This window comes from Ammoniphilus sp. CFH 90114 (genome assembly GCF_004123195.1).
Taxonomy (GTDB): domain Bacteria; phylum Bacillota; class Bacilli; order Aneurinibacillales; family RAOX-1; genus YIM-78166.
Genome location: NZ_SDLI01000018.1, coordinates 1 through 17,751, shown reverse-complemented (window position 1 = coordinate 17,751; position 17,751 = coordinate 1). Strand labels below are relative to the sequence as shown.

The following is a 17,751-nucleotide window of genomic DNA, read 5'->3' as shown; positions in this document are numbered from 1 at the left end:
AGATGTTTATTTGTGACTTTGTGATTTGGATTAAGTATAAGAATTAAAATATACACAAATCCGAGAGCCTTCTTGTTCCTGAATAGGAATATGCATATCGTAAATGTCTCGCAGTGTATCCGAATTAATAATTTCATGCGTTGGCCCGTCTTTTACAAGCTTACCGTCTTTCAACGCGACAATACGATCGGAATACACAGACGCAAAGTTAATATCGTGTAATACAATGACTACTGTTTTACCAAGATCATCTACAAGCTTACGTAGAATTTTCATAATTTGAACAGAGTGCTTCATATCTAAATTATTTAAAGGCTCATCAAGCAAAACATAGTCCGTATCTTGTGCAATAACCATCGCGATAAACGCACGCTGTTTTTGACCGCCCGACAATTCATCTAAAAACTTATCTTGCATCTCTGTTAAGTTCAGATATTCAATGGCTTGATCAACGAATTTTTCATCCTCTGCTGTAAGACGTCCTTTAGAATACGGATAACGCCCAAATGCAACAAGCTCACGTATCGTTAATCTCACATTTATGTAATTGGCTTGCTTCAAAATCGAAACACGCTTCGCAAATTCACCAGACGCCCATCTTTTCACACTACTTTGATCCAATAATACTTCCCCAGTGTCTGCTTCAAGTAATCGGCTTACCATAGAAAGCAGTGTAGATTTACCAGCACCATTAGGTCCGATAAACGATGTAATCGTCCCCGGCTCGATTGATACAGATACGTCTTCTACAACAGGCTTTTTACCAAATCGCTTTGTTAATCCCTTGATTTCAATCATCCTGCCGCCCTACTTTCCTTTAGTAATAAGTAAATAAAGTAAACACCACCAATAAAGTTGATAATAACACTTAAGGTTGTACGCAATTCAAATATATGCTCGACAAGGAATTGACCACCTACCAGTGCAATAATACTGATTAAACTTGCACCTAAAATTAAAACTGAATGCTTATACGTAACCAAATATTGATAGGAAAGATTCGCTACGATTAATCCAAAAAACGTAATCGGACCAACCAAGGCTGTTGATGTCGCAATTAAAAACGACGATAGAATTAAAACATTCATGACCATACGGTCGTAGTTAATACCAAGGTTAATTGCATTTTCACGACCGAGGGACATAACATCTAGCTTATCCATAATGAAATAACCATAAATAAGTGCAATGAATAATACACCGATGGAAAGATATAATAAGTCAGCCTTTACGTTTATAAAGCTTGCGAATAAGCGCGTTTGCAGGCTTAAATATTCCACTGGATCAATCAATACTTGTAAAAATGTCACCAGACTTACCAGTAGCGTTCCTAATATCATCCCAATCAAAAGAAGCAAATAAATAGGGTGCTTATCCGCTCGGAATAAGAAACGATATAAGATCAGTGCAAATAATACCATGGCTATAATAGATGAACCGAAATTCAGATATTTATTTACTACCCAAATCGACATCGAGCCTGCAAAGAAATAGATGACCGTTTGGACGACTTCGTACATAGAATCAAGGCCTATCATAGAAGGGGTTAAAATTCGGTTATGTGTAATGGTCTGGAACACGACCGTTGAATACGCAATCGCAATCCCTGTTACAACCATTGCCGCCACACGAATCATACGCCTTGGAAAGGCGTAATCAAAGCCACCTTTGATATCATAAAATCCGAAAAGCAAAATACTGATAGTCGCTAACACCGCTAGAACAATCAACTTCGCACTATTTTTTTGCATATGCTCTTCCCCTAAACAACATGATTAAGAAGATCGCACTACCGATTACTGCCACAGTTACATTTACTGGAATCTCATAAGGGTGAATAACAATGCGTCCAATAATGTCACATACTAGTAGGAAGACAACCCCTAAAACCGCTGTATGCGGAATGGTTTTACGTAAATTATCACCTAAATATAGAGAGACAATATTAGGTACAATTAAACCTAAAAAGGGAATAACGCCGACAGTTAGCACGACAGTTGTAGAAATAACGGCAACTAAAATAAGACCTATATTTAATACAAGCTTATAACTTAAGCCCAGGTTTTTCGCAAAATCCTCACCCATACCTGCGACTGTAAATTTGTTAGCATATAGATAAGCTAAGATCACCGCTGGAACACTTACATATAACAACTCATAGCGACCAGAAATAATCAAGGTGAAACTTCCCATTAACCATGAAGAAATATTTTGGATAAGATCTGCTTCGTATGCAAAAAACGTCGTAATCGATGACAAAATATTCCCGTACATAATCCCGATTAACGGTACAAAAATAACATCTTTAAACTTAATGCGATCTAGTATTTGCATAAAAATCAAGGTTCCTACTAGCGCAAATGCAAAACTGAAAATCACTTGTTGCATATACGTTGCACTGGTAAAAAACAGCATAGATATTAGAATTCCTAGCTTTGCTGCATCTAACGTACCGGCAGTCGTTGGCGATACAAATTTATTTCGACTTAAAGACTGCATAATCAAACCAGCAATACTCATTCCTGCTCCCGCCAAGATAATCGCCATTAGACGAGGCACTCGACTGATTAAGAAAATCTGTGCCTTATCCGAATCCCAATCAAGCAAGTCACTCATCTTGATATCAATCGCACCTATAAATAGCGATACACAGGCTAGAACTATAGTTGCAACGATTAAAATGCATAGTCTCATAATATGTAATCCTCATAACGTGTTTATTTTCAGCGTGATGATTATGCTACTCCCTTTCCCCTCCCAAATAATCATGAACTATTTCTTATTGCAAAATTTTGCATAAACAATAATTAGTCAAACATAAATTGTTCAAACAATAGTTATACAAAAAATATATTTGTTATTGCTAATAGTCATTCATAAAAATTGATAATCAATATCAATCCCTATGAACTAAATAATAATCAATCTCAATAGCCCTGTCAACCCTCTTTTTTCCTCGTATAGGAATACTACCTTTCGTGAAATAAAAAAAGCGGAGCCGTTTTGATCCTCGCGGCTCCACTACATTTTGTTAGGGAAGTTTTCCCGATCCCAATTGCCCCATCCTAACAAGAGAGTTGGCTTACCAGTCGGCCCCTTTACAACTTCTATAGCGACCATTCCAATGGAGAAAGAAGTACTTAAACTCGGTATATTGTCCATTGCGATCCTAGCATAGAACCTATCCATTCTTTTAGTAACTTCCCTTAGTAGCAATTTAGCAATCCCTCTTTTCCTGTGATCATTGTGGACAGCAATGAAGGAGTGGTGTATACCGAACTGAGCAACTACTAAGACGCCTATTAACTCCCCTCTTTCTATGGCTATTGCAATACCATTTCCCCTCTGCTTCAATTCATCCACTGACAATACATCTAACCATCGTATCGCTTTGTGTGTAATTCGCTTATCCCCAAACCGCTGAATAAAGTCTAAAAGGTTTTGCCTAATCAGCGGAAGCTGAAACGCTTCAATCATTCCTATTTGCATAATGGGCCCCCAAAGCTCATAACGTTTCTCATAAGTAGATCACCAGCCTTATAATATGCATCAACTGGAAAAGGGGATATTACATTTTCCCAGTGGGAAAATTTCCTATCTTGTCATAATCTCTTAGCTCTTCTCTATAAATTTTAGTTGACAATGATTATCATTAATTGGTATACTGTATACCATAAGGAACATAAAATCTTGCAACACATAGGAGGAGTAAAAATGATGAATTGGTTATTTCGATCATCCGTTGAAAAATTGGTAGAAAAGAAGATGAACAGTTTAAACAAGACGATGAACTACAGCAAAAATCATACCATCGAGAATGTTGGTCCCCATAAAAAAATCAGAGAAAATGGGGATAAGAAAATATTTATCGGGTTATCTGGAGGTACTGTTGAGGAGTTGGTAGCTAAAAAGATGAAAAGTCTTAACAACACGATGAACTATAGCAAAAAGAACAAAGGGAGAACATAATGATCCGTTGGTAATAACCCTCTATTTCACATACGATAGAGGGTTTTTATTATCTATTAACTCTCAAGCTTGTGCTAGTCCCCATCAAATGTTTACCATATCCAATTTAGTTGTATATCTATTAAAAGGTTTAGTTTATGAAAAAACGTTTCTCTAGACCCACACAATAGATGATTGTTACAATTGGTTAAGAAGAACAAATGGTATACCAAACTTTCCAGATGAATCATAAACAATGTTTCTTAGGAAATACCTCATTAAGGAGAAGTACTATGGTTTCACATAATGTGCAAAAGAAAGTAGAATATGGAGCTTGGTTGAGTATAACTGCCTATATCCTTCTGACTTTTTTTAAATTACTGGTTGGTTATATCGCCCAATCAAAAGCCCTTACGGCGGATGGTTTGAATAATTCTACGGATATTCTTCTGTCAGTAGCTATACTTATTGGAATCCGGATCGCAAGGAAACCACCAGATGCTAATCATACATATGGCCATTCCAAGGCAGAATCTATCGCTTCTTTAGCTGCGTCTTTTATCATGGTAAGCGTTGGCCTTAACATTATACTCAAGTCAATTCAACAACTATTTTTATCTCCATCGATTATCGTTGTACCTGACACTCTTGCTGCATGGACAGCTATCTTCTGTGCGCTTGTCATGTATTTCGTTTACCGCTTCAATTACAAAGTGGCAAATCAAACCAATAGTTCTGCCCTACTTTCTGCAGCAAAAGACAATCTATCTGATGCCTGGGTAAGTATCGGAGCAGCCATCGGTATCTTCGCTGCCCAATGGAACATGCCTTGGCTAGATCCCCTTGCCGCATGTATTGTTGGGATATTAATTTGTAAAACAGCCTGGGAAATATTCCAAGAATCCTCTCGCGTATTAACAGACGGATTTGATGAAGGAGCATTGTCCCAATTTACCCATACCATCATGCTGATCAAGGGAGTCCGAGTAGTAGATGATATAAGGGCCCGAAGCTATGGATCAGATATATTTGTCGATGTAGTGATTCATGTCGACCCAGAAATTAATATCATCGAGAGTCATCATATCTGTAATCAAATTGAACAGATCATGCTTGATAGACACCAGGTTTCCAATGTGCATATTCATATTGAACCATACATTAACGTTTCATAATAAAGTCGATAATCCCTCTACGGATTACCGACTTTATTCTTACCTTAAAGGAAATTCCGTCAATTTGACAAAGCGATATCCTCTGCTAATTAATTCTGGAATGGCTGCCTTGAGCCCCTCCGCTGTACCTCCATTAGGTTTATTCATATGAAGTAGTACAATGGAACCTGGTTTAGCAGACAACAAGGCATTCTTTACTTGCTCCGCCGAGAACGTAGCTCCCGCATCTCCCAAAACATTATAATTAACAACCCTCTCTCCTACCTCACCGACAACTTTGACTCCAATATCATCATAATAGGCTGTTCCTGAGCGGAAGAACTTAGGAGGTTTACCTGTTATATGTTGAATTTTTCTATGGTTGACCAATACCTCATCTACCATGGCACCAACACCTTCTGTCCCCTTTATGCCCCATGCCGATCTTCCATTAGCGGAAAGAGGCTTATGTAGATAACCATGGTTCTCTATTTCAAATAGAGGGATCTGAGAAAGAGCCAAAAATGTCCAGTAATTCGCATCTATCCATCGACTATTCACAAAAAGGGTAGCTGGAATATTTCTTTGCCTTAGGTAATATATCAATTCTGCATCATAACCGCTTCCAGCAGGTCCACCACAAGCATCAAGTGTTAAAGCTATCACTTTATCACGAGTATTGAGCGCTGTATAGACACCAGATATATTCTCTCCCCACTGTTTGGGTTGCTGATTTCTATATTTCATGACAATCCGATTCTTGATAGCCAAGTCGTCTGCAGGTAAATGTGTATTCAACTGCACATCGTAAGTGGAAAGGTTTTTCTCATTCGTACATCCGTTTAACATAAAGGGTATCATGAGGCAAAGCACGAGTTGTAGCAAACGCACAAAGGACACATCCTTTTAGAGTTAATTTCCCCCAATGTGTGCCTGTGATTCATCGATATTTCTCAAAGCGATTAAAATTGAAAAAGCAGACCTAAACCGGTCTGCTCTTCTGGATTATTCACCAAAATCTACATTATGGTACACTTGTTGCACGTCATCCAAATCTTCTAAAGCGTCAATTAGTTTTTCGAATTGGGCTTGAGCGTCTTCTGGAAGAGTCAAATCATTCTGAGCCAGCATAGTAAGTTCAGCTACTGTAAATTCTGTAATTCCCACGATCTTAAATGCTTCTTGTACAGCGTGGAACTGTTCAGGTTCCGCGTAAACAATGACCGCTTCATCTTCTTCGATGATGTCACGTACTTCAACATCCGATTCCATGAGAATTTCCAATACTTCGTCTGCTGTCTTGCCTTCTAAACCAATAACGGCGGTTGCATCAAACATGTAGGCTACAGAACCACTAACCCCCATGTTTCCCCCGTTCTTATTAAAGGCAGATCGTACTTCTGCCGCCGTACGATTCACATTATTCGTCAGGGCATCAACAATTAACATAGATCCGTTTGGTCCGAAGCCTTCATAACGAAGCTCTGTATAGTTTTCTTCCGCTCCGCCTTTTGCCTTTTCAATTGCACGGTCAACGATAGCTTTAGGAACCATATAAGTTTTGGCACGCTCTAGGACCACTTTCAATGCGCGGTTCGATTCCGGATCTGGTTCACCTTGTTTTGCTGCAACGTAAATTTCCTTCCCGAACTTAGCGTAGATACGACTCGTATTTTTATCTTTTGATGCTTTTTTCTCTTTAATATTATTCCACTTACGACCCATTCTTGTTCCACTCTCTTTCGACTTCAAAAAATAGTAAAGTAAAATGATTCACTAACCTAGATTATACCTTAATTGTATCTCCTTTTGCGAATTTATTCCTGCCAGTTTTTTATAGTAAACTAAAGGAAAAAGATCCCTTTTAAATTTCAGCTACTTTAAGGGCTTCCACTTGTAATTTTCGTATTCTGTAATTCTCTACTTCTTTTATGAAGATTTTCAGATTTCGATATTCCAATTCTTCCCCAGACCTAGGAATTCGTTCTAACCTTTCAAATATCCATCCACCAAGAGTATGATAAGAGGTTTCTGGCAATGGTACATCTAATAATTTGGCAAAATCATCTATTGGGAACTGCGCATCGAACTCATAGACGTCTTCCCCTAATTTGGTCATGATGCTTATTTTTTCATCATGTTCGTCCCAGATATCACCGACTAATTCCTCAAGTATATCTTCTAATGTAATCAATCCGGAAGTTCCTCCGTACTCATCTAACACGATAGCCATATGACTCTTGGTCTTCTGCAATTCTGGCAAGAGGGAAGAAATTTTCATAGAGGTAACGACAAACATAGGCTTCCTTAATAAGTCTCTAACCTTCACTTCCTTGTGCTGAACTAGTTCAGCAAAGAACTCACGTTCAGATAAAATACCAATGACATTATCTATATGTTCTTCGTAAACTGGGATTCGAGAAAATCTTTCCTCAAGAAACACCTGTTTAATTTCTTCTATAGGGTGGTTAACTTCAATAGATATCATATCAATTCTAGGAGTCAGGATTTCACCGACAAGAATCTCATTAAATTCCAGTGAGCGATGGACTAGTTCCTTCTCACTCTTATCTAACACGCCCTCTTCCTCGCTGATATCCACCATGACTTTAATTTCTTCTTCTGTAACCGATGGGGCAGACTCACTCTGGTTGGAAAACATTCTGGAAACTAGTGATTTCAGTTTACCAAACAAGAAATTAATCGGTTTAAGCAGGTTAATGAGCAAAAGCAGGATACCCGATATCTTCAAGGCGTATGTTTCAGCATTTTCCTTCGCAATGGATTTTGGTAGAATTTCGCCAAAAATTAAGATAAGAACCGTCATGACCAAGGTACTGATCACAAGTCCACTGCTCGCGCCAAATAAATCAGTAGCTACTTTCGCAGAAATACTAGCTGCTGCAATATTAACGATATTGTTTCCGATTAAGATGGTGGATAAAGCATTGTCAAAATTATCCGAGATAAACAATGCCTTCTTACTGCCTGGCTTGTTCTCACTGACATAATTTCTGAGCCTTATTTTATTTACACTCGAGTAAGCCGTTTCCGCTGACGAGAAAAAAGCGGATAGAAAAATTAAAATTCCTAAAAAGAATATAAGACCTAAGGGCACTTCGTCCAAAAACATTCACACTCCATAGACTTTTATTTGATGGCTATACACTATTATATTAGCATAAAAGCGAAAAAATATCGTCTCTCCCTATGAAGGAGAAAAGCGACCCATGATCGGATCGCCTTCTAATACAACAATCTATCTTAGTAGAGTCGTTTTGTATAGCTTTCTTGAAGCAGTTTTGCAACCTCCACAGCTGTAGTTCCCGGGATATTTGCATGATCTGTCAGTATTTTTGCAGGAGAAGGTAGAGTTTCACGATTCGGCCACGTATCGTGTTCCCAAAGTCTAGAACGTTTAAAGGCTTTAGCACAATGAATAAAACACTCCTCGACTTCAACTCCAATCCCTAAAAGTGGAGCTTTATCGTTAACAGACAACTTTCTGAGTATCTCTTGATCTTTTATAATACATGCTTTTCCGTTTACACGAAGAGTCTCTCCAAGTTGTGGAATTACGAATACTAGACCTACTTGAGGGGTCGACAAGATATTGCGCATGGAATCCACTCGTCGGTTGCCAGGCCTTTCAGGAATGACCAAGTGGGACTCATCCAAGATGTGTACAAAACCGGGTCCATCCCCCCTTGGTGAAACATCGCATCTCCCCAATGAATCTGCCGTAGCTAAAAACAATAGAGGTGATCGTCTAATAAACATTCGACAATGATCATCAATGTAGGAAATAACCTTATTCCTTACAAGTTCGCTTGGCTCACCGAGAAGCGTACGCAACTCTTCTTCCGTAGTTACTACTTCTTTAAAATAGTTCATGTCTTATCCCCTTACATCCGTGTTAACTCCCAAGTCTCCCAAATCATCTCTTGGCCATAACTATGATTTTTCTCTTCTTGCACAAGTTCAAAGCCTTTTTTCTGATAGATATGACGCGCCTCTACTAATTTACTATTAGTCATTAACATAATCTTGTGGTAACCTGCATGCTTCGCGTATTGAATACACTCGTCCACAAGTCTAGTACCTAGACCTATCCCGCGGGCTTTTGGATCGACAAAGAACAAGCGTAACTTTGCTACTGTCTCACTATGCTGTACGATAAATATAGAACCGACAATTTCTCCATCCATCTCAGCTATCCAACATCGTTCCTTGTTAGGCTTGTATTGGTTAACAAAATCAGCAACAATCTGCGCGACAAGTGCTTCAAACCTTTCATCCCATCCATACTCCTTATAATAAAGAACACCATGTTTATATGTAACATAGCCCATGTCCCCTGGCTTATGTGGTCGTAGGATATACCGTTCGCCTGACTGGTTCTGGGTTTTCGGTTGTTCAAATTTTATTTCGGACATAATCAACCTCCTTTTTCTTTCCTAATATCTTATATATAAGAATAACAAGCAAACTGTAGCAATGGAAGGGGACGTTTTACACTAGGATTAACCTTTATTTAAGTTGTAAAAGATGAATTTGAGAGGAGTAAAGTCGATGATTACCATGAAAAGTGAACGACAAATCCAATTGATGCAGCAAGCAGGAAAGTTGCTCGCTTCATGCCATAAGGAGATTGCGAAGCGGATTAAACCTGGGGTAACCACTCTTGAAATTGATGCATTCGTTGAAGACTATTTAGCCAAGCATGGAGCCACTCCAGAACAAAAGGGGTTTCAGGGATATGAGTATGCCACGTGTGCTTCTGTTAATGACGAGATATGCCATGGGTTTCCCCGAAATACACCGCTGAAAGATGGTGATATTGTCACCATTGATATGGTCGTGAATTTAAAAGGAGGATTAGCCGATTCCGCCTGGACTCATACCGTTGGAAAGATCTCTGACACAGCAAAACGATTACTAAAAGTTACAGAAAGATCCTTACGAGTGGGAATACAGCAAGCCAGACTAGGGAATCGGATTGGAGATATTGGATTTGCTATACAAACATATGTTGAGGCAGAAGGTTTTTCCGTGGTGAGAGATTTTTCAGGTCATGGCATTGGACCCACTTTACATGAACCCCCTTTTGTTCCCCACTTTGGCATAGCCGGGAAGGGGCCAAGACTTAAGGAGGGAATGGTCATCACAATCGAACCGATGGTCAATGTAGGAACATGGCACAGTCAGATGGACTCCAACGGATGGACTGCAAGAACCCTAGATGGCAAACTCTCTGCCCAATACGAACACACCATAGCTATAACTAAGAATGGACCATTAATCCTGACAGAACTGTAATATAGTAGATAAAGGGGAAATCCACGCTATATTCCCCTCTATTTTTTAGATTATCTTATAATAATACACTGTAGCATGAAGTTCACCGTTGGCTGATCTCGCATAGTTAGGAATACGGCCGGCCTCCAGGTATCCAAGCGATTGATACAGCAGATTGGATGGATCCCCTTCCCTCGTATCAAGGACTATTAGTGAGATTCCTTCCATCCTAGCTCTCTCCTCTGCCGCTTGCATGAGTAAACGTCCTATCCCCTTTCTCCTAGCTTTAGGGTCAGTCATTAACTTTGCAATTTCAGCTCGATGATTTCCGTTCTTCTTCGTACATAAGTGTAACTGTATGCTCCCTAGAATTTCATCGTTAACTCTGGCTACCCATAGTTTCACTTCAGTCGAGAGAGCCTGTTCCCAATAACTTCTAGCATCAGAGTAAGACAATGGAGGCAGAAACCCAATGGACGCTCCATCTTCAACCACTTGAGTTAACAATTGAGCTAGCTCATCGATCTGTTCGTTCGTTGATTTTAACTCTTCTACTGTTACAACAGTATCCATATATTCTCCATTCTGTATATTCTTATTGCCCACTCCAAAACATAACGGATGTCATGTCGACTCCTAAACGGCAGATTCTCCAGTGATTGCTCCGAGGAGGTGTCCTACCCACCCAGAAAATTACCGGAGAAACTTCCGCTATTTACCCCAACTCGCTAAAATGGGCCGAAATAACGGAACGAATTCCGTCTATTCGCACCACAAGCCTAAAAATGAGTTACTTTTAACCAATTAACAGGAAATCTTCCGCTTATTTCAAGCCAAATTACCGAATCCAACCACTTTACGGAGCTTTTTCCGCTTATCCCCCAGTAGCCTACGCCTCAATCCACCGTTTCATCGCTTTCATTTGACCAAGGTGTTCCGCTTCATGATACATCATGAGTTGAAACAATTCCCCAAAGGTTTGAATATTACCGAATGGAAATTTAAAAGGAAGCGACTGGGCAAAGTATTCCTCGTTGAGATCGTTAATACGCCGAGTCTGATCTTCTAGGTAGCTTATTAATTCCGTCAGCGTAGTGATATCTTCTGTCCATTGGGAAGGCTTGGTCCCTAGACCAAACATGGATTCGTAAGCAGCTGGTATGTTAAGAGAACGCTTGGGATAACCAAACATAAATTTCTCTCCAACAAATAAGAGGTGTCCAACATGCCATCGGATCGTATTATTAAAGCCTTTAGGTTGTACATCTATTATTTTTTCATCCAACTCCTTTAGAAATTGTAGCAATGCCCCTCTTGTAAGTTCAAATTGCTTAGACATTTTCCGTTTCTCCTCCATTCGAGTAATATCACTATGCATCTAACTTACATCATTTTACCACCTGCCTCACAAAAGTCCCATTCTTATATTAGTCAGCCATGAAAAACAAACCACAATCGAGTAAAAATAAAAAAAGCAAGGCATTTACTCCCTGCTTTCTATCCAACCTTGATTTAGTTGTAAAAAGACTCGTTTCTCACCCACGAGCCTCCTTCATCCGTACTCCGATAAACCATCGTAGCCGAAAGAAGGGCACCCCGAGCTGCTTCTTCTACAGTGGCGAAACGATTGCCTTCGGAAAGACGAGGATCTGCATGATCTGCGCCCCGATAGGCATGACTCAATTCATAAAAGAAATGTCCGGACTGATTCTTGAGAATTTGAATGTGAATCTCTTTACCGTCAACACGTGCCTTAAGATGATGGACCACTTCGCTAACAGCTTCAATATCGGGATGGATATCCTCGAGTTTACCTAAATCCAGCAAGGAAAACTCCTCCTTCTTTTTCAGTCAATAGGCGTCGGAAACTCCTCCGTTATTTTTTACCCAATCATCCTTATTTATGAAACGAGTCTTCCTTTTCACCGTGAAACAAAACGATTCCCGCTAACCCAAAACCGCCATGGATAATCTTTAGCCTCACCACTGTTGTCGATACCAATTCTTGGTCCTGCTTCGATGGAATGGATCTTCTTTCCCTCTGCTATATAAAGCGGAGGCTCAAAGATAGGGCTTCCGTAATCCTCCTTTACAATACCTAAAGCTTTGGTCAGCTTCCCAGGACCATTCGTGAGATCGGGTAGTTGTTTATCTTTACCCCGGCGTTCGAACATCAATTCTATACCTGTGCAAGGTTCTACTGCCCGTATTAAAACCGCTTCGGGATTTCCTTCCCTCCCACTTACCACATTGACTAAACAGTGAGTATGCATTACATACGTATAAACATAACCGGGAGGACCAAACATCACTTCTGTTCTAGGAGTCCTTCTATTTCCAAAGCTATGGGCCGCACGATCCAGAGGACCAATATAAGCCTCAGTCTCTACAATCCAACCAGAAGCCGTCCCTGATTCTGTTTCTTTTACCAGTAGCATTCCCAACAACGACTTTGCGAGCTCCAAAGTAGGTAGTTGAAAAAAGGAACGATCTAAGGGTTGACATAACGACATGCCCTCACCTCACTTTTTCATCCAACGCCAACTATTTTGATGAAATTTAATTTCTATTCTCTGTTGAGCATGCAATGACCTAAGATACCCCATTACAGCTGTTTGATATAATACATAGGAAGTCATGTTATCAATCATAATTTCATGAAGATGGGATAACGCGGCCACAAGTTCATCCGTGGTTGCCCCATTGCTATATCCGTCAATCAACTTTATTAATCTGTCCATATTATCCTGATGCCATTGCACATTAAACCGAATCGTCTCGGCTACTTCTGTCCGACTCTCCATATTCCCATGTCCTGGTATATAAAAGGAGGAATCACTATGTAGTATTTTTTCACAAGACTTAACAGCTTGGTCTGCATCGACTAAGAAAGGAATCTTATGCTTCTTCATGACCTCAATTCCAAAATAACCATCCCCTGCAAAGCAAACCCCATCCACCGTTAAGGTAAGCTGTTGGTGAGCATGTCCAGGTACAAAGTCCACTTCAAACTTCCATTCGTCAATTGTGAAATCTTCTTCAATAACGATATCTACTCTAGAGGCTTCCCCTTTTAGAAACTTATTCTGTAACTCCTTTGGAGGAGTCGCACCAGAAAAAAGAGAGATCCCCTCTAGTTCTGGGTAACGGATAAAGGCCTCCTCTACTGAAGGAGCCCACACTTTACTATTGGGATATTTTTTTAACAACGTACGATTCCCGCCAAAATGATCCGCATGGGAATGAGTATTCATGATATGAAGAAGGGTTGAATTCCATGACTGGATCACCTTATCTATCCTACCTGCAGAAGACTTATCCAACCCCGTATCAATAACAATAACACCGTTATCCCCTTTTAGGAGTCCGATGTTAACCGCTCCTTTTAAATAAAAAATCTTCTCTTTTACTTGAATCAATTCCATAATAACTCTCCTCAACCTTTAACTGAAGTAATAAAAAAACCGACATTGTCGGTTTTTCTGCACATAATTCCTAGCTTTCTAATGCTTTGCGAAGATTCTCTAAAATCCCAACCCATCCTTGTTCCATCCGAGCACGTATGACCGAGCTTTTCTCGTTGGCTTTAGGAAGAATCTCATCGGATTGTTTCCATCCACCATGGACTAGAGTAAATTGGGTTTGCTCCCCAAGTTCATCAAGGATAAATGAAACCACCCAACCTTCTGTATCCCATGTAAAAGAAAGGCGATTCGGCGATTCTAACTCCATTAACTTACAAGGAGATGAACAGAACGGTGTTTGCAAATGAAAATCATGTCCTAAGATCGGCTGCATATCACTTGGCATAAACCACAAGGCCATACCCTCAGCAGTCGAAACCCGTTCCCATACCTTTTGAATTGGTGCATGTAAGAGAATCGTGTGTTTAATATCTGGTAATGTATTTTGGTTTTCTGCCACAAGAATACCCTCTTTCTAATTTAAAACTACTCTCCACCATTTTACCACGAATATCCAACTAATACTCGTCCAAGAGTTCAAGAACAATGGGGCAGTGATCACTTCCCATAACATGGGAATGGATTTGGGCCTCCTTCAACCTATTCTTCCATCTCTCAGATACAATAAAATAGTCAATACGCCACCCAATATTCCTTTCTCTCACCTTGGCCATATAAGACCACCAAGAATAAGCGCCCTCCTTATCAGGATACAAATCTCTGTAAGAATCAAGAAATCCTTCAGCAAGTAGGGCTGTCATTTTACCTCGCTCTTCATCGGTAAAGCCTGAATTTCCTTTATTCGTTTTCGCATTCTTCAAGTCTATTTCTTGATGAGCAACATTCATGTCCCCACATAGAATGACCGGCTTAATGGAATCTAGTTCCTTTAGGTATTCACGGAAGCAGTCTTCCCACTTCAATCGATAGTCGAGACGGGCCAAATCTCTCTGGGCATTAGGCACATACACATTCACCATAAAGTAATCCTCGAACTCTAAGGTAATTAACCTTCCTTCTGAATCAAACTCTTCAAAGCCTAAACCATATCTTACGGATAGAGGTTCCTTTTTGGTAAAAATAGCGGTTCCTGAATAGCCCTTTTTGAGGGCGTAATTCCAGTATTGATCATAACCCTCAAGCTCAAGCGTAATTTGTCCCGCTTGTAATTTTGTTTCTTGTACACAAAACACATCTGCATCTATTTCCTTAAAATAATCAAGAAAACCTTTAGTAACACAGGCTCTAAGTCCATTAACGTTCCAGCTTACGAATTTCATCTCATCCACCAAATCTCCTATTTCTACCCCTTAATTGAAAAGCGGTCTAGCTTAAAGAGAGACATATCTATCTCAGACTTGCCATCTGCGACCATTTGACCAAGTGCTTCTCCCAAGGAACTCACAAACTTAAATCCGTGACCTGAGAAACCCGCTGCCAGTACTACATGCTTGTAATTAGGATGATGATCTATAATAAAGTGCTCATCAGGAGTGACCGTATAAAGACATGTTGATCCTTTCAATAAGGAACCGGAAGCTTGCGGCATATAGGAATTGAGACATTGGCGCAAATCCTGTTCGTCTTCGGCGAAGCTTCCAAATGGAGGAATGACATCTCCAAATTGAACCTGTTGGCCTCCATCGTGGCGTCCAATTTTCAATCCTGCACCGTCCATATCAGGGAACCCATAATAATCGGTTGTTCCTTTTGTAATGACAAAGCCCGGAAAGTTAGGAGATCGGAACTTTTCCCCTTCTGTTGAAAACCACCCTACGGCTTTACGCATGACCTTCAACGGCAGTTCCAGCTCTTGTAATAAACGAGTGTTTCCCGCACCGGAAGAAATTAGTAGTTTGTCCGCTGTAAAGGTTTGATCTTTTGCTTGCACGGTCACCCCATTGTTATGGTAAGTGATGTTCTCGATACGCGTGTGGGGGTGGATCACAGCGCCCTCTTGAATGGCTAATTTTCTGTAAGATTGAATAGCCTTCTCCGGTGACAAGATGCCGGCTCGAGTTTCCAAAATTCCTTCTGCAATTTCCGGCAAGGTGAAGCCTGGCCATCTCTTAAGGATTTCCTCTCTTGAGTAACGTTCCACAGATAGGGAAAATGCTCTTGCCGCTTCTAGTTTAGACTCTAGTGAAGAGGGTCCATCAACAGCGATGCTTAAGACCCCTGTCTGATCGAGAATTTTTTCTGATGCTTCCGCCTCTAATTCTTTCCAAAGGTCTAGTGCTCTTAAAGCAAGAGGCACATAAGGTCTTTGATCTTGATATGTATAACGATATAAACGTGTTTCCCCGTGATGGCTTCCTTCAATATGAGGTGGATCATTGGCATCTAGCAGGATCGTTCTTACTCCTCTTTTTGCCAGATAGTATCCAGCCGCCATTCCCATGGAACCTGCTCCAATAATTAATACTTCAGCATGATGCTTACCCACTCTATCATCCCCTTACATTTTATATTAAACTAAACTCTAGTAAGAAAACAGGTTTCACAATATTTACATTACTTTCATTATAGCCAGTCTACTACCTTACTACAAATCTTCTTATTCAAGACAGTATAACAGTAGAGAGAAAAAAAGACCTGCACATAGCAGATCTGATCTGTCTGTATTCGTTATTTTCTCTCTGTTACTTTACTAATCTCAATTTTTGGATTCTTTTTTAGATCATCGACATAACGAAGTGCGGCATCCTTCGTTTGGAAATGAGCATCTGATAAGTCCTCGTCCAATACCCATTCATTTGCTTCCAGATAATAGACCTCTACATCCCAAGTTTTATCTTGCTCTAGCATGATATCAATCTCTACCTTCTTTTTAGACATCTACAATTTCCTCCCTTCCTATTAGACCATATTATCCCTAGCGATTGGTTACTATTCTCTCATAGACCCGGTCACTCTTATCTTCTTTGGATTCCACTATCTTGATATCGCTTCTATGATCAAGGTATCGACATACCGAAGCATATAACCGTGGTTTCCCTGATAGATATCGATCCTCCGTTGCTCCAAACTGCTTAATTAATTTTTCCGCCATTTCTCTTGCACTAGTTATTCCTTCATCAAGAAGATGATCCACCCTACTGCTATAGTGAGGTTGTAGGAAGGTCTGCTTAGAATCAGCAACAACCTCTACCTTCGGTAATTGTGGTTTCTCCACAACCTTTACCTTTTCCTCTTTCTTGGTCCTTGGTTCTTCCTCTCCTCCAAAGAGAGAGAGTTGCTCTGTAATGTCAGCCATCGCTTTGACCTCACTTCCTAAAACACTTGTATGAATTCATTCCTCCATCATACTATGGTTAAAGCAATACGTAAAACCTTCTGATACCCGGCATGAAGAAGGAATTTCCTGGGCAGATTATAGCAGGAGGTGTTTGACATGCTTAGCCAAGATACATCGAAACCGAACACAGTTCCTGTCCCCATCTGGCGATGCAGGAACAAGGAATGTAAGGCATTCATACGGGAAGAAATGGCCTCTTCCCCATCGCCTGCCTGTCCATTGTGCAACGGACCGACGATTCGAAGCATGAAACACTTGCCAGAACTTGTAAAGAAATACAAAAAGCCAAAGTAAGTAATTGCTGTTTACCCTGTATATGTATACAGGGTTCTTTTTCATCTCACTAGTTTGACTCCAAAATAGACGATCCAGCTGCTTAACGGAGAAATTTCCATTAAAGTTCTGGTGATCCTTCTGGCGGCCTCATGACCTGAAGAATAACCGTACTATTTTCCTCTATTCTCCCCAAGTAGCCCAACATGGCCAAAATAGCGGAGTGAATTCCGGTTATCGGCCTCGAAAAGCTAAAAACCAGCTATTTTTGGACCCTTAACAGGAAATTCGGCTTAGCCCCCTAAGTTTGGACACT

The 17,751-nt window shown here is 40.2% G+C and carries 23 protein-coding genes; 4 read left to right on the top strand and 19 right to left on the bottom strand.

Annotation, left to right across the window (positions count from 1 at the left end; all coding sequences use genetic code 11):
- Nucleotides 1-30: 30 nt before the first annotated feature.
- The 4 genes from EIZ39_RS23610 to EIZ39_RS23595 all read right to left on the bottom strand — a co-directional run bounded on the left by EIZ39_RS23610 (nucleotide 31) and on the right by EIZ39_RS23595 (nucleotide 3,489).
- Nucleotides 31-798 (bottom strand): iron ABC transporter ATP-binding protein, encoded by a 768-nt coding sequence (locus EIZ39_RS23610; RefSeq protein ID WP_129203544.1) that lies wholly within the window; start codon nucleotides 796-798, stop codon nucleotides 31-33.
- A complete protein-coding gene (locus EIZ39_RS23605; RefSeq protein ID WP_129203541.1) occupies nucleotides 795-1,751 on the bottom strand; it encodes an iron chelate uptake ABC transporter family permease subunit in 957 nt (318 codons plus the stop codon). Before EIZ39_RS23605 ends, EIZ39_RS23610 begins: the two co-directional genes overlap by 4 nt.
- Entirely contained in the window at nucleotides 1,738-2,694 is a 957-nt protein-coding gene (locus tag EIZ39_RS23600; protein ID WP_129203539.1) for an ABC transporter permease, read from the bottom strand. The genes EIZ39_RS23605 and EIZ39_RS23600 overlap by 14 nt, the downstream gene beginning before the upstream one ends.
- A 327-nt stretch (nucleotides 2,695-3,021) precedes the next feature.
- The gene (locus EIZ39_RS23595) at nucleotides 3,022-3,489 is read right to left on the bottom strand and encodes a GNAT family N-acetyltransferase (RefSeq protein WP_129203537.1); all 468 of its coding nucleotides are present in this window, start codon (nucleotides 3,487-3,489) and stop codon (nucleotides 3,022-3,024) included.
- 225 nt (nucleotides 3,490-3,714) lie between these two features.
- Here EIZ39_RS23595 and EIZ39_RS23590 point away from each other — a divergent pair, with 225 nt between their 5' ends.
- Both EIZ39_RS23590 and EIZ39_RS23585 read left to right on the top strand, forming a co-directional pair.
- On the top strand, nucleotides 3,715-3,969 hold the full coding sequence (locus EIZ39_RS23590; RefSeq protein WP_129203535.1) for a hypothetical protein: 255 nt from the start codon (nucleotides 3,715-3,717) through the stop codon (nucleotides 3,967-3,969).
- A gap of 272 nt (nucleotides 3,970-4,241) precedes the next feature.
- Nucleotides 4,242-5,123, top strand: coding sequence for a cation diffusion facilitator family transporter (locus EIZ39_RS23585; RefSeq protein ID WP_129203533.1), 882 nt, complete (start codon nucleotides 4,242-4,244; stop codon nucleotides 5,121-5,123).
- Nucleotides 5,124-5,162: 39 nt separating this feature from the next.
- Here EIZ39_RS23585 and EIZ39_RS23580 read toward each other — a convergent pair whose 3' ends face one another.
- The 5 genes from EIZ39_RS23580 to EIZ39_RS23560 all read right to left on the bottom strand — a co-directional run bounded on the left by EIZ39_RS23580 (nucleotide 5,163) and on the right by EIZ39_RS23560 (nucleotide 9,538).
- Entirely contained in the window at nucleotides 5,163-5,993 is an 831-nt protein-coding gene (locus EIZ39_RS23580; protein ID WP_205668630.1) for a polysaccharide deacetylase family protein, read from the bottom strand.
- A 114-nt stretch (nucleotides 5,994-6,107) separates the two neighbouring features.
- On the bottom strand, nucleotides 6,108-6,827 hold the full coding sequence (locus EIZ39_RS23575; protein WP_129203595.1) for a YebC/PmpR family DNA-binding transcriptional regulator: 720 nt from the start codon (nucleotides 6,825-6,827) through the stop codon (nucleotides 6,108-6,110).
- 139 nt (nucleotides 6,828-6,966) lie between these two features.
- Complete coding sequence (locus tag EIZ39_RS23570) at nucleotides 6,967-8,229, bottom strand: hemolysin family protein (RefSeq protein ID WP_129203530.1); 1,263 nt, start codon at nucleotides 8,227-8,229, stop codon at nucleotides 6,967-6,969.
- A gap of 137 nt (nucleotides 8,230-8,366) precedes the next feature.
- Entirely contained in the window at nucleotides 8,367-8,996 is a 630-nt protein-coding gene (locus EIZ39_RS23565; protein ID WP_129203528.1) for a pyridoxamine 5'-phosphate oxidase family protein, read from the bottom strand.
- Nucleotides 8,997-9,007: 11 nt separating this feature from the next.
- Nucleotides 9,008-9,538: a GNAT family N-acetyltransferase gene (locus EIZ39_RS23560; RefSeq protein WP_129203526.1), complete on the bottom strand. Its 531-nt coding sequence runs from the start codon at nucleotides 9,536-9,538 to the stop codon at nucleotides 9,008-9,010.
- Between the two features lie 136 nt (nucleotides 9,539-9,674).
- On the opposite strand from EIZ39_RS23560, the gene map reads away from it, so the two are divergent.
- On the top strand, nucleotides 9,675-10,421 hold the full coding sequence (gene map, locus EIZ39_RS23555) for a type I methionyl aminopeptidase (RefSeq protein WP_129203524.1): 747 nt from the start codon (nucleotides 9,675-9,677) through the stop codon (nucleotides 10,419-10,421).
- A 45-nt stretch (nucleotides 10,422-10,466) separates the two neighbouring features.
- Here map and EIZ39_RS23550 read toward each other — a convergent pair whose 3' ends face one another.
- The 10 genes from EIZ39_RS23550 to EIZ39_RS23505 all read right to left on the bottom strand — a co-directional run bounded on the left by EIZ39_RS23550 (nucleotide 10,467) and on the right by EIZ39_RS23505 (nucleotide 17,120).
- On the bottom strand, nucleotides 10,467-10,973 hold the full coding sequence (locus EIZ39_RS23550) for a GNAT family N-acetyltransferase (protein WP_129203522.1): 507 nt from the start codon (nucleotides 10,971-10,973) through the stop codon (nucleotides 10,467-10,469).
- A gap of 316 nt (nucleotides 10,974-11,289) precedes the next feature.
- A complete protein-coding gene (locus EIZ39_RS23545; RefSeq protein ID WP_129203520.1) occupies nucleotides 11,290-11,739 on the bottom strand; it encodes a DinB family protein in 450 nt (149 codons plus the stop codon).
- A 173-nt stretch (nucleotides 11,740-11,912) separates the two neighbouring features.
- Nucleotides 11,913-12,227, bottom strand: coding sequence for a hypothetical protein (locus EIZ39_RS23540; protein ID WP_129203518.1), 315 nt, complete (start codon nucleotides 12,225-12,227; stop codon nucleotides 11,913-11,915).
- A 95-nt stretch (nucleotides 12,228-12,322) separates the two neighbouring features.
- Nucleotides 12,323-12,913 (bottom strand): DNA-3-methyladenine glycosylase, encoded by a 591-nt coding sequence (locus EIZ39_RS23535; protein WP_129203516.1) that lies wholly within the window; start codon nucleotides 12,911-12,913, stop codon nucleotides 12,323-12,325.
- A 9-nt stretch (nucleotides 12,914-12,922) separates the two neighbouring features.
- Nucleotides 12,923-13,825 carry an MBL fold metallo-hydrolase gene (locus EIZ39_RS23530; protein WP_129203514.1) on the bottom strand — a complete coding sequence of 301 codons (903 nt, stop codon included), beginning with the start codon at nucleotides 13,823-13,825 and terminating at the stop codon, nucleotides 12,923-12,925.
- 70 nt (nucleotides 13,826-13,895) lie between these two features.
- Entirely contained in the window at nucleotides 13,896-14,324 is a 429-nt protein-coding gene (locus EIZ39_RS23525; RefSeq protein ID WP_240675924.1) for an SRPBCC family protein, read from the bottom strand.
- A 58-nt stretch (nucleotides 14,325-14,382) separates the two neighbouring features.
- Nucleotides 14,383-15,144 carry an exodeoxyribonuclease III gene (locus EIZ39_RS23520; RefSeq protein WP_129203511.1) on the bottom strand — a complete coding sequence of 254 codons (762 nt, stop codon included), beginning with the start codon at nucleotides 15,142-15,144 and terminating at the stop codon, nucleotides 14,383-14,385.
- Nucleotides 15,145-15,167: 23 nt separating this feature from the next.
- Nucleotides 15,168-16,310, bottom strand: a complete 1,143-nt coding sequence (solA, locus tag EIZ39_RS23515) for an N-methyl-L-tryptophan oxidase (protein ID WP_240675923.1) — start codon at nucleotides 16,308-16,310, stop codon at nucleotides 15,168-15,170.
- Between the two features lie 182 nt (nucleotides 16,311-16,492).
- A complete protein-coding gene (locus EIZ39_RS23510) occupies nucleotides 16,493-16,702 on the bottom strand; it encodes a hypothetical protein (RefSeq protein WP_129203509.1) in 210 nt (69 codons plus the stop codon).
- Nucleotides 16,703-16,739: 37 nt separating this feature from the next.
- On the bottom strand, nucleotides 16,740-17,120 hold the full coding sequence (locus tag EIZ39_RS23505) for a DUF3895 domain-containing protein (RefSeq protein WP_129203507.1): 381 nt from the start codon (nucleotides 17,118-17,120) through the stop codon (nucleotides 16,740-16,742).
- 138 nt (nucleotides 17,121-17,258) lie between these two features.
- Here EIZ39_RS23505 and EIZ39_RS23500 point away from each other — a divergent pair, with 138 nt between their 5' ends.
- The gene (locus tag EIZ39_RS23500; protein WP_129203505.1) at nucleotides 17,259-17,456 is read left to right on the top strand and encodes a cold-inducible protein YdjO-related protein; all 198 of its coding nucleotides are present in this window, start codon (nucleotides 17,259-17,261) and stop codon (nucleotides 17,454-17,456) included.
- Nucleotides 17,457-17,751 lie beyond the last annotated feature (295 nt).

What these genes read in the sequence shown, in the direction of transcription:
- EIZ39_RS23610 (WP_129203544.1), bottom strand. Translation starts at nt 798, where the DNA reads ATGATTGAAATCAAGGGATTAACAAAGCGATTTGGTAAAAAGCCTGTT.
- EIZ39_RS23605 (WP_129203541.1), bottom strand. Translation starts at nt 1,751, where the DNA reads ATGCAAAAAAATAGTGCGAAGTTGATTGTTCTAGCGGTGTTAGCGACT.
- EIZ39_RS23600 (WP_129203539.1), bottom strand. Translation starts at nt 2,694, where the DNA reads ATGAGACTATGCATTTTAATCGTTGCAACTATAGTTCTAGCCTGTGTA.
- EIZ39_RS23595 (WP_129203537.1), bottom strand. Translation starts at nt 3,489, where the DNA reads ATGCAAATAGGAATGATTGAAGCGTTTCAGCTTCCGCTGATTAGGCAA.
- EIZ39_RS23590 (WP_129203535.1), top strand. Translation starts at nt 3,715, where the DNA reads ATGATGAATTGGTTATTTCGATCATCCGTTGAAAAATTGGTAGAAAAG.
- EIZ39_RS23585 (WP_129203533.1), top strand. Translation starts at nt 4,242, where the DNA reads ATGGTTTCACATAATGTGCAAAAGAAAGTAGAATATGGAGCTTGGTTG.
- EIZ39_RS23575 (WP_129203595.1), bottom strand. Translation starts at nt 6,827, where the DNA reads ATGGGTCGTAAGTGGAATAATATTAAAGAGAAAAAAGCATCAAAAGAT.
- EIZ39_RS23565 (WP_129203528.1), bottom strand. Translation starts at nt 8,996, where the DNA reads ATGAACTATTTTAAAGAAGTAGTAACTACGGAAGAAGAGTTGCGTACG.
- EIZ39_RS23560 (WP_129203526.1), bottom strand. Translation starts at nt 9,538, where the DNA reads ATGTCCGAAATAAAATTTGAACAACCGAAAACCCAGAACCAGTCAGGC.
- map (WP_129203524.1), top strand. Translation starts at nt 9,675, where the DNA reads ATGATTACCATGAAAAGTGAACGACAAATCCAATTGATGCAGCAAGCA.
- EIZ39_RS23550 (WP_129203522.1), bottom strand. Translation starts at nt 10,973, where the DNA reads ATGGATACTGTTGTAACAGTAGAAGAGTTAAAATCAACGAACGAACAG.
- EIZ39_RS23545 (WP_129203520.1), bottom strand. Translation starts at nt 11,739, where the DNA reads ATGTCTAAGCAATTTGAACTTACAAGAGGGGCATTGCTACAATTTCTA.
- EIZ39_RS23535 (WP_129203516.1), bottom strand. Translation starts at nt 12,913, where the DNA reads ATGTCGTTATGTCAACCCTTAGATCGTTCCTTTTTTCAACTACCTACT.
- EIZ39_RS23530 (WP_129203514.1), bottom strand. Translation starts at nt 13,825, where the DNA reads ATGGAATTGATTCAAGTAAAAGAGAAGATTTTTTATTTAAAAGGAGCG.
- EIZ39_RS23520 (WP_129203511.1), bottom strand. Translation starts at nt 15,144, where the DNA reads ATGAAATTCGTAAGCTGGAACGTTAATGGACTTAGAGCCTGTGTTACT.
- EIZ39_RS23510 (WP_129203509.1), bottom strand. Translation starts at nt 16,702, where the DNA reads ATGTCTAAAAAGAAGGTAGAGATTGATATCATGCTAGAGCAAGATAAA.
- EIZ39_RS23505 (WP_129203507.1), bottom strand. Translation starts at nt 17,120, where the DNA reads ATGGCTGACATTACAGAGCAACTCTCTCTCTTTGGAGGAGAGGAAGAA.
- EIZ39_RS23500 (WP_129203505.1), top strand. Translation starts at nt 17,259, where the DNA reads ATGCTTAGCCAAGATACATCGAAACCGAACACAGTTCCTGTCCCCATC.